The following is a 13,544-nucleotide window of genomic DNA, read 5'->3' as shown; positions in this document are numbered from 1 at the left end:
CACGAATCATTCCGACCACACCGGAATCGGCTCCGTATCGGAGACCGATCCCGGTGTGGTCGTTTTCGCACGGCAACTGGGTGTCGACGTCTCGTACGAGCTGCTCGACCTGGCGCTGACGCACCGCTCGTACGCTTACGAGCACGGTGGACTCCCGCACAACGAGCGCCTCGAGTTCCTCGGCGACTCGATCCTCGGGCAGGCCGTCACCGTCATGCTCTACCGCGACTTCCCGCACCTTGACGAGGGGCAGCTGGCGAAGCGACGTGCGAGCCTCGTGTCGACGATCGCGCTCGCTGAGGTCGCACGTTCGATCGGGCTGGGCGAGCGGATCAAGCTCGGCAAGGGCGAGGACCAGACCGGTGGCCGCGACAAGGCGTCCATCCTGGCCGACACGATGGAGGCTGTCATCGGCGCGACGTATCTGTCGGCCGGTCCCGACGCCGCGACGGCACTCGTCCTGCGCCTGGTGAACCCCCTCCTCGAGAACCCTGAGCGCTTCGGCGCGGCGATGGACCCGAAGACGAGCCTCCAGGAGGCCGCCGCGGCCATCGGTGCGCCGGCGCCCGTCTACGAGATCGCCAGCTCCGGCCCCGACCACAACCGACGATTCGTCGCGACGGTCACCGTGGGCACCGCGGTCACAGCGACGGGCTCCGGCACGAGCAAGAAGCACGCCGAGATGGCGGCGGCCCTGGAAGCCTGGTCGAGGATCAGTGCCGGAACTCCCTGAGGTCGAGGTCGTCCGCGCCGGCTTGGAGCCCGCCGTCAGCGGCGCGACGATCGCCGGCGTCGAGGTCTTCGACGAACGCTCCCTGCGTCGCCACGCGAGTGGTGTCGCCGACTTCACCGCACGGCTGACGGGACGGACCATCCGATCGGCCGTCCGACGCGGGAAGTTCCTCTGGTTCCCCCTCGACGACGATGAGGCGATCGTCGGTCACCTGGGCATGAGCGGGCAGATGCTGCTCCGGTCACCTGGCGACGACGCCGACCGACTCTTGCGCATCCGCTTGCAGTTGGAACACCCCGAGCACGGCGAGCTCTGGCTGCACTTCGTGGACCAGCGGATCTTCGGCTCCATGGCGGTGACCGCGCTCGTCCCGACGACGGACGGAGCCGCAGGTGGGTTCGGCGACGAGGTCGCGATGGTGCCCGACCAGGTCGCGCACATCGCCCGCGACCCGATGGACCCGGCCTTCGACGACGCAGGCTTCCTCCGACGACTGCGCGAGAAACGCACCGGTGTGAAGCGGGCGCTCCTCGATCAGACCCTGGTCAGCGGGATCGGCAACATCTACGCGGACGAGTCGCTCTGGGCGGCGCGCATCCACCCCGAGCAGGAGACCGCCCGTCTCGGGCTCGGGCGCGCCGGCCGGCTGCTCGAGGAGGTCCGTGCCGTGCTCGCCAAGGCCTTGGCCGAGGGCGGGACGAGCTTCGACGCCCAGTACGTGAACGTCAACGGTCAGGCGGGGTACTTCGCCCACAGCCTGAACGCCTACGGCAGGCAGGGCAAACCGTGCGCGCGCTGCGGCACGCTCATCGTCCGCGAGCAGTTCATGAACCGGGGCTCGCACCGCTGTCCCGTGTGCCAGCGCCGCACCTGACGATCAGGCATCGCGGGGGAGTCGGCGCTGCCATTCACCCGAGTAGCCGACGATGCGGAACCCGAGTCGGTCGTTGATCGCGAGCATGTGTGCGTTCTCGTCGGCGTTCCACGTGTAGATCCGGGTCCGCTCGGGTGCCTGATCGGCGAGTGCGAGGAGGTTCGCCGCCTTCATCCAGAGTCCGAGGCCGTGCCCGCGGTGGTCGGCGAGCACGAGCGTGTCCCACTGCTCCGCGTGTTCCTTGCCTTCGCCGAGGACGAGCTCGCTGTACCCGGCGACCGCGCCGCTGTCGCGGTGGACGGCGGCGACGACGATCGCGTGGTCGCCCGACGCCGCCAGCTGATCCTCGCGGGCGCGGACCCGCTCGGGCGTCCAGACCTCGGGGTCGAGTTCCAGATCTGCGGCCGGGATGTCCGTCGCCATGTGTTCGCGGGCCGTGGCGAGCGAGCCGAGCAGCTCGTCGGGGGTGCGGTCCACCCAGTGCACGAGGCGGTACTCGTGCCCGGCTCGGGCGGTTGACGTCGCGACGGTGTCCGGCAGCTCCCCGAGCGTCGTGGCGAGGTCGCAGCGGTTGGTCCGCTCGACCTGCGCGAGGGCGTATCCACGATCGAGCATGAAGCGGCTCGCCGCGGCGTTCGCAGGGATCGCCCGTTCGCCGACGCTCGCACCGAGGAGCGGTTCGTCGACCGGGATGTCGTCGACGGCGTGCTGGGTGAAGGCGGTCACCGTCGGGCGACCGGCCGCGAGGGCCCGTCGCTCAAGCTCCAGCAGGAGCGCTGTGCCGATCCCACGACGACGCGCGTCTGGGAGGACACCGACGTCCAGGGAGGCCGTCACCGCGTCGGCCTCGGTGCCGTACCCGAGCCAGCCGCGACCGACCACACGGCCGTCGAGGACGGCGGCGAGCAGGACGCGTCGCTGGAACCGCTGGTCGCGGTACTCGGGAAGGGTCATGGCGGAGGTCAGGGCGAAGTCGTCGGTGGACCAGATCTCCGCTTCGAGCGTGTTCGCGACCTCCTGGACCGCGTCGAACACGGCTGAGCTCCCTGACGCCGGGATCTCCACCTCGTCGATCGTGACGCGCATCGTCGCCTCCCTCCCACACCAGACCGTCCTGGGTGATGCGGTCCATGCTACGACCGCCCCGGCGGGCCGGCACAGCGTGGTGTCCCTCGTCCGTCCGCGGATTCGCTACCGTAGTGCACAGCATCCGCGACGCGGGAGAGGAGGTGCGCGTGTACCTGAAGAGCCTGACGCTCAAAGGGTTCAAGTCCTTCGCGCACCCCACCACCTTCGCGTTCGAGCAGGGCGTCACCTGCGTCGTAGGTCCCAACGGCTCCGGCAAGTCGAACGTCGTCGACGCGCTCGCCTGGGTGATGGGCGAGCAGGGGGCGAAGACCCTCCGCGGCGGCAAGATGGAGGACGTCATCTTCGCCGGCACGTCGACCAGGGGACCGCTCGGTCGAGCCGAGGTCACGCTCACCATCGACAACAGCGACGGCGCACTGCCCATCGAGTACACCGAGGTGACGATCAGCCGCACCCTGTTCCGCAACGGCGGGAGCGAATACGCCATCAACGGCGACACGTGTCGGTTGCTCGACGTCCAGGAGCTCCTCAGCGACTCCGGTCTGGGCCGCGAGATGCACGTCATCGTCGGACAGGGGCAGCTCGACGCGGTGCTGCGGGCGACGCCCGAGGAGCGACGCGGCTTCATCGAGGAGGCGGCCGGCATCCTGAAGCACCGCCGACGCAAGGAGAAGACGCTCCGGAAGCTCGAGGCGATGCAGACCAACCTCACGCGGTTGAGCGACCTCGCCGGGGAGATCCGACGGCAGCTGAAGCCGCTCGGTCGTCAGGCGGAGATCGCCCGTGAGGCGCAGACGATCGCCGCGGTCGTGCGGGACGCCCGCGCCAGACTGCTGGCCGACGACGTCGTGGGCCTCCGGCGTTCGCTCGACGAGCACAACCGCTCGGAGAGCGAGCGCCACAGCGAACGCCTCGTCCTCCAGGAGCAGCTGGAACAGGCGGAACTGCGGATCAACCGGATCGAGCAGGCGCAATTCGGCGACGCGGTCGACGACGCCCGCCGGATCACCTTCGAGCTCGAGAGCGTGCAGGAGCGCCTCCGGAACCTGTTCACGCTCGCCAACCAGCGGCTCGCGCTCCTCGGTTCTTCGACGGACACGACGGCCGCCGAACCGCGGATCACGAAGCAGATGGTCGCCGACGCGACCGCGGAGATCGACGGACTGCGGGCGGCGGTCGCCGACGCGGAGCGCGCGTTGCAGGAGGCGCAGGCGGACACCCGCGCGAAGCGCGCCGCACTCGACTCGGTGGACGTCGAGATCGCAGCGCAGAGCGCGCTTGTGTCACGACACGACCTGGAGCTCTCCAAGCTCGCGGGCGCCGTCGACGCCGCCGGGTCCAAACTCGCCGCGGTCCGTGGCGAGGCGTTGCGCCAGCAGAACGCGATCGACGCCGCTGCCCTCCGTCTGGACGCCGCGCGGCTGGAGTACGAGGCGCTCGAGGACGACCCGACCGTGGCGGACGTCGCCGACTCCGGACTCGACGACGCCTACGAGGCGGCCCAACGCGGCGCGGCGGAGGCCGAGGGGGAGATCGAGGGCCTGCGCGAGCAGCTCCACACCCTCGAACGTGAACGCGATTCGCTCGGTGCCAAGACCAGCGCACTCTCGCGCGCCCTCGACCTCAAGACCGGCTCGGCCGAACTCGCATCGAGCGGTCTCGACGGGATCGACGGGATCGTCGCGGACCGGGTGCAGGTCCGACCCGGCCACGAGTCGGCGGTGGCCGCAGCGCTCGGCACGCTTGCGGAGGCCGCCGTCGCCGTCGACCGGCACGCGGCCCGTCGGGCGCTCGATCACGCGGCCGACCAGGATCTCGGCCGGGTCGAGATCGTCATCGCCGACGCTGCACGAGACGTCCCGGACGCGCCCGCCGGGTTCACCTCGGCTGCCGAGCTGGTGGAGGCCCCTCCTGGCGTGCTGGGGATCCTCGCATCGGTCCTCGTCGTCGACTCGCTCGACGACGCGATCGCGGCGTACGACCGACTCGGCCCGTCGCTCAGCGCGTTCACCCTCGTGACCCGCGACGGCGCGGTCGTCACGGACAGCATCGTCCGCGCCGGGAGCGGCGGAGCGCAGAGTCGCATCGAACTGCTGGCCGAACGCGATGCGGCAGCCGATCGACACGGTGAGGTCGAGTCGCTCATCGAACGGGCGCGCTTCGCGCTGGCCGAGCAGCGCACGATCCTGCAGGAGGCGAAGCAGACCGCGCAGGCGGCGCTCAGCGCCCTCCGCGAGTTCGACGCCAACCGTGCCTCGCAGGCCGAGCGCGTGAACCGGGTCACGGTCCGGTACGAATCCGCGCAGGCCGAACATGACCGCCTCCTCGCAGCTGCCGGGACGGCGCAGACGGCCGTCGCCGACGCCGCTGCCGCCGTGGAGCGGGCCAAGCTGGACCACGACACCGCTCGCGCGCGTCCACGACCGCTCCTCGACGTGTCGGCACGCGACGGGCTCTCGGCTGAACTGGACGCGGCGCGCGAGGCCGAAGTGCAGCACCGCCTCCTCCTCGAGACCGCGCGCGAACGCGTACGGGCGGAGGAGCTCGCGGTCGCGAGCCTCGAGCGGCAGCGGCAGGCCGACCAGGCGGCAGCGGAGGAAGCGGCTCGGCGTGCCGTCATCCGTGCGCGCCAGGCCGCGGCCGCCACCGCCGTGACGGAGGCGCTCCCGCCCGTCCTCGACTCGGTCGACCGGTCGGTGACCGAGGCCCGCGTCGCGCTCGCGGCAGCCGAGGCGACGCGGTCCAGTCGGAACGCCGAACTCGTGCGACTGCGCGGCGAGGAGCACACGCTCCGGCAGCGGCTGCAGGTCGTCACCGAGAGCGTCCACGGCCTCGAACTCCAGATCTACGAGAAGAAGCTCCACTTGTCCGGGCTGCTCGAGCGCGCCGGGTCGGAGCTGGGGCTCGTCGAGGACGTGCTCGTCGCGGAGTACGGGCCCGAGGTTCCGGTTCCCGTCGACCCTCCGACACCCCGCGCGACCGCCCGCTCGACCGTGCGACCGGCGGACGACACCGGTCCGGAGGACTCGCCCGAGACGACGACGCCCGACTCGGACGAGGCACCCGAGGCACCTGCCGACGGTTCCGTGACGCCGGACGTCGAGCCGGTGGAGGAACCCACCGAGGAGTCGGACGACGTGCCGACGACGCCCTACGTCCGCGCCGAGCAGCAGAAGCGCCTCGCCGCGGCGGAGCGCACCTACGCTCAACTCGGCCGGGTCAACCCGCTCGCGCTCGAGGAGTTCGCGGCACTCGAACAGCGCCACCGCTTCCTCACCGAACAGCTCGCCGACCTCACCAGCACCCGCGCCGACCTGCTGTCGATCATCGAGGACATCGACGGGAAGATGGAGGTCATCTTCGCCTCGGCGTTCGCCGACACCGAAGCCGCCTTCACCGAGGTGTTCCCGATCCTGTTCCCGGGCGGCACCGGCAGCATCTCGCTCACCGACCCCGAACACATGCTCACCACGGGCATCGAGGTGTCGGTCAAACCCGCCGGCAAGAAGATCGAGCGCCTGTCGCTCCTGTCGGGCGGGGAGCGCTCGCTCGCCGCGGTCGCCCTGCTCATCGCCATCTTCAAAGCCCGACCGAGCCCGTTCTACATCATGGACGAGGTGGAGGCGGCCCTCGACGACGCGAACCTCGGGCGGCTCCTCACCATCTTCGAGGACCTCCGTCAGACGAGCCAGCTCATCGTCATCACGCACCAGAAGCGCACCATGGAGATCGCCGACGCCCTCTACGGCGTCTCGATGCGCCAGGACGGGGTGTCGGCCGTCGTCGGTCAGCGCGTGGCAGCAGAACGCGCGAGCTGATCCGGTCTCGTCCCCACGCGACGGGACCGCGTCGCCGACGGCTACGCTGAGACCATGGCTGCACGCACACCCTGGTCACTCTCCGGTGCCCTCAAAGGCATGTTCCAACGTCCGACGATCGACGAGACCACCTGGGAGGACCTCGAGGACGCGCTCATCGGCGCGGACTTCGGCCCCGACGTCACCGAGTCGATCGTCACGGGCCTGCACGCCTCCGTCGACCGCTACCGCACCACCGACCCGCGCGACCTCCAGCGCATGCTGCGCGAGGAGGTCGAGGAGCGGCTGTCGAAGTTCGACACGACGCTGAAGCTCAGCGAGCGTCCGGCGGTCGTCCTCGTCGTCGGCGTCAACGGGGTCGGCAAGACGACCACCATCGGCAAGTTCGCGAAGTTCCTGCGCAACTACGACCGCACCGTCGTCGTGGGGGCCGCGGACACCTTCCGTGCCGCTGCCGTGGAGCAGCTGGCGACCTGGGCGGAGCGCGCGGGCGCACAGATCGTCCGCCCCCAGCAGCAGGGGCAGGACCCGGCGTCCGTCGCCTTCCAGACGATCGAATACGCCAAGCAGACCGGCACCGAGATCGTCATCATCGACACCGCCGGTCGGCTGCAGACGAAGGGCGGGCTCATGGACGAGCTGTCCAAGATCCGTCGCGTCGTCGAGAAGCAGGCGCCCATCGCCGAGGTCCTCCTCGTCCTCGATGCGACGACCGGTCAGAACGGTCTGTCGCAGGCGCAGGCGTTCATCGAGCACGCCGGGGTGACCGGGCTCGTCCTGACGAAGCTCGACGGCTCCGCGAAGGGCGGGTTCGTCCTCGCCGTGCAGGAGAAGACCGGCATCCCGATCAAGCTCGTCGGTCAGGGTGAGGGCATCGGCGACCTCACCGGCTTCACGCCGCACGTCTTCGCACAGAACCTGGTGGGCAGCTGATGGCGATCGAACACGACTACTTCGGCATCATCGCGACCGAGCCTGGTGGTGGCGTCTACTGGTCCGACAACATCGACGTCGGGGAGCAGTCCGTCTCCATCTCGTTGAGCGCCCCCGACGAGGACGACATCCCGGCGGACGCGCTCGACCTGGCGGCCGCGATGATCCTCGCCCTCGAGGGCTTCGACCTGCGCTCGCGCGAGGCGATGCTGAGCGAGGTCGACGACCGCACCTCCGAGGTCACCGAGTACATCATCCAGGCCGTCGAGGAGCTGGGGGAGTCCCTGCCGGACGTCCTGGTCGACGAGTCCGGAGACCGCGACGTGGACGTCATCCGGTCGATGACGCTGCTGAGCGTCGGGTTCGCGCCACATCAGCACAACGGCGACGAGGCGTTCGCGATCTTCGAGTACTCGCTCGACGCGGACCAGCTCGACGGCGTGCTCATGGTCGCGTACACCTCCGACGGCGAGGTCACCGGAGTCACGAGCGAGGACTGAGCCCGGCAGGTCGAGGCGTCTGCCTCAGACCGCCTGGGCGAAGCCGAGTGAGGCGTCTGCGAGGTGCTGCAGTCCCTCGGGGACCTCGCGGCCCTTCGCGGTCATCGACTGCGCCCAGAGGCGTCCGGCACGGTAGGACGATCTGACGAGCGGACCCGCGAGCACACCGAGGAACCCGATCTCCTCGGCCTCCTCCTTGATCTCCAGGAACTCCTGCGGCTTGACCCAGCGGTCCACGGGGAGGTGTCGAGGCGTCGGCCGGAGGTACTGGGTGACGGTGATGATGTCGGTGCCGGCCTCGTGCAGATCCTCGAGCGCCTGACTGATCTCGCTCCGGTCCTCGCCCATCCCGAGGATGAGGTTGGACTTCGTGATGAGGCCGGCGGCACGCGCCTGGGTCAGGACGTCGAGGGAGCGCTCGTAGCGGAAGGCGGGCCTGATCCGCTTGAAGATGCGTGGGACCGTCTCGACGTTGTGTGCGAACACCTCCGGTTTGGAGGCGAACACCTCGCCGAGGAGGTCGGGGTTCCCGGAGAAGTCGGTCGCGAGGATCTCGACCCCCGTCCCCGGGTTCGTCTCGTGGATGCGCCGGACGGTCTCGGCGTGCAGCCACGCCCCCTCGTCGGGGAGGTCGTCGCGCGCCACACCGGTGACGGTCGCGTAACGCAGCCGCATCCGCTGCACCGAGTCGGCCACCCGCCGTGGCTCGTCACGGTCATAGTCGGCCGGCTTGCCGGTGTCGATCTGGCAGAAGTCGCAGCGCCTCGTGCACTGCGACCCGCCGATGAGGAAGGTCGCCTCGCGGTCCTCCCAGCACTCGAAGATGTTCGGGCAGCCGGCTTCCTGGCAGACCGTGTGGAGGCCCTCCTCCTGCACGAGCGCCTGGAGCTGTCGGTACTCGGGTCCCATCGTCGCGCGGGTCTTGATCCAGTCGGGCTTCCGCTCGATGGGGGTCTGGGCGTTCCGGACCTCGAGCCGCAGGAGCTTCCGTCCGCCGGTGTCCGCCGCGGGAGCGGGTGCCGGTGCGCCGCAGCCGCTCACGCGGCCGCTCCGATCGTGGTCACGGACGCGGCCGTCCAACCCGGCCGGAGCGCTTCGAAGATCTCGGAGACGCGCTCGGCGACGTCGCTCGGCGTGATCCGTCGACCGAGCTCGGCGCTGATCGTGGTGACCCCGGCATCGGCGATACCGCACGCGACGATGTGGCCGAAGGGCTCGAGGGAGTTGTCGCAGTTGAGCGCGAAGCCGTGCAGCGTGACCCCCGCCTGCACCCGGACACCGACGGCGCCGATCTTCGCGGCCGGTCCGCCGGCGACCGGGTCGACCCAGACGCCCGACCGTCCGTCGATCCGGCGGCCGGTGACGCCGAGCTCCGTGATCGTCTGCAGCATGACCTCCTCGAGCAAGCGGACGTGGGCGACGACGTCGACCGGCTCCGGGAGGCGGACGATCGGGTAACCGGTGAGCTGTCCGGGTCCGTGCCAGGTGATGCGGCCTCCGCGGTCGACTTCGACGACCGGCGTGCCGTCGTCGGGACGCTCGTGTGGGCGGGTGAGCTTGCCCGCCGTGTACACGGGCTCGTGTTCGCACAGGATGAGGTGCTCCGGCCCTGCTCCGCTGACGACCGCCTCATGGATCTGACGCTGCAGCGCCCAACCCTCGCGGTACGGGACGAATGCGGGCGCGAGCCCGGCGATGAGGAGCTGTGTCATGGCCGCCACGATAGCATTGTTGGACGGCGTCCAAATACTCGTCTTCCGATCGCGGCGGCGATCGACCGGGTCGCGCCGCGGTCTGCCCTAAACTGGAGGGATCATGGCAACGTTCGGCACACTCTCTGACCGCCTCGCGGATACGTTCAAGAACCTCCGCACCAAGGGCAAGCTCTCCGCGGCCGATGTCGACGGCACCGTCCGCGAGATCCGTCGCGCCCTCCTCGACGCGGACGTCGCTCTCGACGTCGTCAAGGACTTCACGGGTCGCGTGCGCGAGCGCGCCTTGGGTGACGAGGTGAGCAAGGCCCTCAACCCGGCGCAGCAGGTCGTCCAGATCGTCAACGACGAGCTCGTCACGATCCTCGGCGGGCAGCAGCGCCGTCTCGAGTTCGCGAAGAAGCCGCCGACCGTCATCATGCTCGCCGGACTCCAGGGTGCCGGAAAGACGACACTCGCCGGCAAGCTCGCCAAGTGGCTCAAGAAGGACGGCCACACGCCGCTCCTCGTCGCCTCCGACCTCCAGCGTCCCAACGCCGTCAACCAGCTGCAGGTCGTCGGTGAGCAGGCGGGCGTCCCCGTCTATGCTCCCGAGCCCGGAAACGGCGTCGGCGACCCGGTCAAGGTCGCCCGCGACGGTGTCCGGTTCGCCGAGCAGAAGCTCTACGACACCGTCATCGTCGACACCGCCGGACGACTCGGCGTCGACGCCGAGCTCATGAAGCAGGCGTCGAACATCCGCAAGGCGGTCGACCCCGACGAGGTCCTCTTCGTCATCGACGCGATGATCGGTCAGGACGCGGTCGCGACGGCCAAGGCCTTCCTCGACGGCGTCGACTTCACCGGCGTGGTGCTCTCCAAGCTCGACGGCGACGCCCGCGGTGGTGCGGCACTCTCCATCGCCTCGGTCACCGGACGCCCCATCATGTTCGCGTCGACCGGTGAGGGTCTCGACGACTTCGAGCCGTTCCACCCCGACCGCATGGCGAGCCGGATCCTCGACCTCGGTGACATCCTCACCCTCATCGAGCAGGCGCAGCAGAACTTCGACGAGGAGGAGGCGCGCAAGGTCGCGGAGAAGTTCGCGACCGACTCCTTCACGCTCGACGACTTCCTCAAGCAGATGCAGCAGCTGCGCGGCATGGGTTCCATCAAGAAGATGATGGGCATGCTCCCCGGCATGGGGCAGATGAAAGAGCAGCTCCAGAATTTCGACGAGCGCGAGATCGTCCGCACCGAGGCCATCATCCAGTCGATGACCACGGCCGAGCGCACGAACCCGAAGATCCTCAACGGATCCCGTCGCCTGCGCATCGCCAAGGGTTCCGGCATGACCGTCACCGAGGTCAACGCCCTCGTCAACCGTTTCGAGCAGGCGGCCAAGATGATGAAGACCGTGGCCAAGGGTGGCGTGCCGAACATCCCCGGCATGGGTCCGGTCCCCGGTGCGCGGACGAACCGACCGAAGCCGCAGGCCAAGAAGAAGGGTTCCCGTTCGGGCAACCCGGCCAAGCGCGCGGCGGAGAACGCCGGCGCCGTCGAGACGCCGGCTGCCGCTACGGGCGCTGGATTCGGCCTCGGCGGCGGTCCGTCGTCGGGATCGGCAGCCCCGACCGAGGCGGAGCTCGCCGAGCTGCAGAAGTTCCTGGGTCGCTGAGCCGAGCGGAGGCGGTATGCGCGCGCTGAGGGCGGCGGCTTCGGTCGTCGCAGTCGTGCTGGCCGCGGGCATGCTCGCCGGGTGCTCCGCGCCGTCTCCGGGCGAACGCGTCCTGGGCACCTGGGGTGAGGGCACCGGTGCCGCCGACCCGCACCTGGTGTTCGCCGACGACGGCCGCGTGAGCGGTTCGGACGGCTGCAACAGCCTCTCCGGCTCCTGGCGCGCCGAGGACGACGCGGTCGTCGTCTCCGATGTCGCGAGCACCCTGATGGCATGCCCGGGCGTCGACACCTGGCTGCGGGGGATCGCAGAGGCGACGCTCTCGGACGACGGCGGGCGCTTGACCCTGACCGACGACGCCGGCACGCGGATCGGGACGCTCGACCGCGCCGAGTGACGCCGCTTCGTCAGGCGGAGGGCTGGACCCCGTGTCGAAGCTCCTTCGCGAGCGAGCTCACGACCGCCTGCAGGCTGCCGCCGTTCGCGTGGGCGACGGCGAGCTGCCGCTGGTAGCTCGCGCCGTGCTCGATGATCGTGGCGATGCTCGCCAGTTCGTCCGCACAGCCGAGCCGACGGGCGACCGGCGCGAGGGTGTCGAGCAGGTCGTGCAGGTCGTCGGTCACGAGGCGCTCGTGGCCCGAGGAGTCGAGGATGATCTCGGCGTCCATGCCGTACCGCGCCGCACGCCACTTGTTCTCGCGGACGTACCACGGCTGCAGGGTCTGCAGGCGCTCTCCGGCGTCGAGGCGGTCGGACAGGTGCTCGGTGAGGCAGTGGATGAGCGAGGCGAGGGCCCCGAACTCCGCGACGGTCGACGCCCCGTCGCACGCACGCATCTCCACTGTGCCCCACTGCGGCGACGGTCGCACGTCCCAGCGGACCTCGGTGTGGTCCTCGATGATGCCGGTCACCGTCATGTCGTCGACGTAGGCCTCGAACTGCTCCCAGTCGGAGAGCTGGTAGGGGAGGCCCGCCGTCGGGAGCTGCTGGAACATGAGCGCGCGATTCGACGCGTACCCGGTGTCGACCCCGCCCCAGTACGGGCTGGACGCCGACAACGCCTGGAGGTGGGGCAGATAGGTCAGCAGCCCGTTCATGATCGGGAGGACCTTGTCGACCGTCTCGACGCCGACATGCGCGTGCACACCCCAGATCATCATGTTGCGACCCCACCACTGGGTGCGGTCGATGAGCTTGTGGTACCGGGGCTTGTCGGTGACCTGCTGGTCGTACCACTGGCCGAACGGGTGCGAACCGCTGCAGATGAGTTCGACGCCCATCGGGTCCGTGATCGCCCGCACCTCGGCCAGCTGGCCTTCGAGGTCCGCGATCGCCTCGGGGACCGTGTGGTGCACACCCGAGACGAGTTCGACGGTGTTGAGCAGGAGCTCGTTGGTGATCTGCGGATGATCGGAACCGTCGCTCGGGCGGAGTTCCGACAGGACGGTGTCCGCTGCGCCGACGAGATCGCCGGTGTCGCGGTCGACGAGGGCGACCTCCCATTCGAGGCCGACGGTCGAACGCTCGGATCTGGCGAACTCGATGGGCATTGGCGTCGACCTCCCGCAGGGCGCGGCCGGATGCCACGCGCCAGCCCATCTTCACACGGGGTGGAGGGGTCGTTCGGTATCGGTGTCGCCGGATTACCCAGATCGCCCGATGTCTGGCAGAATAGAGAGTTGAGTCTGCGCGGAGTTCGACCCTCTATCCGACGCCCGCAGCAACCACAGTTTTCGCGTCGAGCGTGTGGCCCCACCTTTCGGCAGCGAGCACATCAAACATCACATCATTCAGGAGAATCGTGGCTGTCAAAATCCGTCTCAAGCGTCTCGGCAAGATCCGTGCGCCGTACTACCGCATCGTCGTCGCAGACTCGCGCACGAAGCGCGACGGTCGTGTCATCGAGGAGATCGGCAAGTACCACCCCACCGAGGAGCCCTCGTTCATCGAGGTCGACTCCGAGCGTGCGCAGTACTGGCTCAGTGTCGGCGCCCAGCCGACCGAGCAGGTCGCAGCACTCCTCAAGCTCACCGGCGACTGGGGCAAGTTCAAGGGCGACAAGGACGCCGTGAGCACCGTCCGCGTCAAGGAGCCGAAGGCCGCCTTCGTCGCCGACGAGAAGAAGAAGCCCGTCCTCAAGCCGAAGGCGGAGGCCCCCGCGGCCAAGGCTGCACCGGCCGAGGCCGAGGCGCCCGCTGCCGACGCCGCTGAAGCAGAGCAGGCGTAGT

Annotated in this window: 12 protein-coding genes; 8 read left to right on the top strand and 4 right to left on the bottom strand. The window is 69.6% G+C overall.

Features of this window, described 5'->3' with window-relative positions; all coding sequences use genetic code 11:
* Window positions 1–55 precede the first annotated feature (55 nt).
* Window positions 56–733 (top strand): ribonuclease III, encoded by a 678-nt coding sequence (rnc, locus tag CCK91_RS08050; protein WP_086473824.1) that lies wholly within the window; start codon window positions 56–58, stop codon window positions 731–733.
* A complete protein-coding gene (gene mutM / locus CCK91_RS08045) occupies window positions 717–1,607 on the top strand; it encodes a bifunctional DNA-formamidopyrimidine glycosylase/DNA-(apurinic or apyrimidinic site) lyase (RefSeq protein ID WP_079705643.1) in 891 nt (296 codons plus the stop codon). Before rnc ends, mutM begins: the two co-directional genes overlap by 17 nt.
* 3 nt (window positions 1,608–1,610) lie before the next feature.
* Here mutM and CCK91_RS08040 read toward each other — a convergent pair whose 3' ends face one another.
* Entirely contained in the window at window positions 1,611–2,693 is a 1,083-nt protein-coding gene (locus CCK91_RS08040; RefSeq protein ID WP_086473574.1) for a GNAT family N-acetyltransferase, read from the bottom strand.
* A 149-nt stretch (window positions 2,694–2,842) separates the two neighbouring features.
* On the opposite strand from CCK91_RS08040, the gene CCK91_RS08035 reads away from it, so the two are divergent.
* From CCK91_RS08035 to CCK91_RS08025, 3 genes are read left to right on the top strand one after another with little or no spacing between them, the layout of a single operon-like run.
* Entirely contained in the window at window positions 2,843–6,514 is a 3,672-nt protein-coding gene (locus CCK91_RS08035; protein ID WP_086473823.1) for a chromosome segregation SMC family protein, read from the top strand.
* A 54-nt stretch (window positions 6,515–6,568) separates the two neighbouring features.
* A complete protein-coding gene (gene ftsY, locus CCK91_RS08030) occupies window positions 6,569–7,447 on the top strand; it encodes a signal recognition particle-docking protein FtsY (RefSeq protein ID WP_064296361.1) in 879 nt (292 codons plus the stop codon).
* On the top strand, window positions 7,447–7,947 hold the full coding sequence (locus CCK91_RS08025; RefSeq protein ID WP_079705645.1) for a DUF2004 domain-containing protein: 501 nt from the start codon (window positions 7,447–7,449) through the stop codon (window positions 7,945–7,947). Before ftsY ends, CCK91_RS08025 begins: the two co-directional genes overlap by 1 nt.
* Window positions 7,948–7,971: 24 nt before the next feature.
* On the opposite strand, the gene lipA is transcribed toward CCK91_RS08025, so the two are convergent.
* Together lipA and lipB are read right to left on the bottom strand one after the other, a co-directional pair.
* A complete protein-coding gene (gene lipA / locus CCK91_RS08020; protein WP_086473573.1) occupies window positions 7,972–8,988 on the bottom strand; it encodes a lipoyl synthase in 1,017 nt (338 codons plus the stop codon).
* Window positions 8,985–9,659 (bottom strand): lipoyl(octanoyl) transferase LipB, encoded by a 675-nt coding sequence (gene lipB / locus CCK91_RS08015; RefSeq protein WP_086473572.1) that lies wholly within the window; start codon window positions 9,657–9,659, stop codon window positions 8,985–8,987. The genes lipA and lipB overlap by 4 nt, the downstream gene beginning before the upstream one ends.
* A 103-nt stretch (window positions 9,660–9,762) precedes the next feature.
* Between lipB and ffh the strand changes: the two genes are divergently transcribed.
* Entirely contained in the window at window positions 9,763–11,316 is a 1,554-nt protein-coding gene (gene ffh / locus CCK91_RS08010; protein ID WP_086473571.1) for a signal recognition particle protein, read from the top strand.
* A gap of 16 nt (window positions 11,317–11,332) precedes the next feature.
* On the top strand, window positions 11,333–11,713 hold the full coding sequence (locus CCK91_RS08005; protein ID WP_086473570.1) for an META domain-containing protein: 381 nt from the start codon (window positions 11,333–11,335) through the stop codon (window positions 11,711–11,713).
* Window positions 11,714–11,723: 10 nt separating this feature from the next.
* Here CCK91_RS08005 and CCK91_RS08000 read toward each other — a convergent pair whose 3' ends face one another.
* Entirely contained in the window at window positions 11,724–12,866 is a 1,143-nt protein-coding gene (locus CCK91_RS08000) for a glutamate--cysteine ligase (protein WP_086473569.1), read from the bottom strand.
* A gap of 251 nt (window positions 12,867–13,117) precedes the next feature.
* Between CCK91_RS08000 and rpsP the strand changes: the two genes are divergently transcribed.
* Window positions 13,118–13,543: a 30S ribosomal protein S16 gene (gene rpsP, locus CCK91_RS07995; RefSeq protein ID WP_064296311.1), complete on the top strand. Its 426-nt coding sequence runs from the start codon at window positions 13,118–13,120 to the stop codon at window positions 13,541–13,543.
* Window position 13,544: the final 1 nt, after the last annotated feature.

It is taken from the genome of Plantibacter elymi (nom. nud.) (assembly GCF_900177795.1).
GTDB classification, from domain to species: domain Bacteria; phylum Actinomycetota; class Actinomycetes; order Actinomycetales; family Microbacteriaceae; genus Plantibacter; species Plantibacter elymi.
The sequence above is the reverse complement of the archived record's forward strand: the minus strand, read 5'-3'. Positions and strand labels throughout refer to the sequence as shown.

What these genes read in the sequence shown, in the direction of transcription:
- lipB (WP_086473572.1), bottom strand. Translation starts at nt 9,659, where the DNA reads ATGACACAGCTCCTCATCGCCGGGCTCGCGCCCGCATTCGTCCCGTAC.
- CCK91_RS08005 (WP_086473570.1), top strand. Translation starts at nt 11,333, where the DNA reads ATGCGCGCGCTGAGGGCGGCGGCTTCGGTCGTCGCAGTCGTGCTGGCC.
- ftsY (WP_064296361.1), top strand. Translation starts at nt 6,569, where the DNA reads ATGGCTGCACGCACACCCTGGTCACTCTCCGGTGCCCTCAAAGGCATG.
- CCK91_RS08025 (WP_079705645.1), top strand. Translation starts at nt 7,447, where the DNA reads ATGGCGATCGAACACGACTACTTCGGCATCATCGCGACCGAGCCTGGT.
- ffh (WP_086473571.1), top strand. Translation starts at nt 9,763, where the DNA reads ATGGCAACGTTCGGCACACTCTCTGACCGCCTCGCGGATACGTTCAAG.
- CCK91_RS08040 (WP_086473574.1), bottom strand. Translation starts at nt 2,693, where the DNA reads ATGCGCGTCACGATCGACGAGGTGGAGATCCCGGCGTCAGGGAGCTCA.
- CCK91_RS08000 (WP_086473569.1), bottom strand. Translation starts at nt 12,866, where the DNA reads ATGCCCATCGAGTTCGCCAGATCCGAGCGTTCGACCGTCGGCCTCGAA.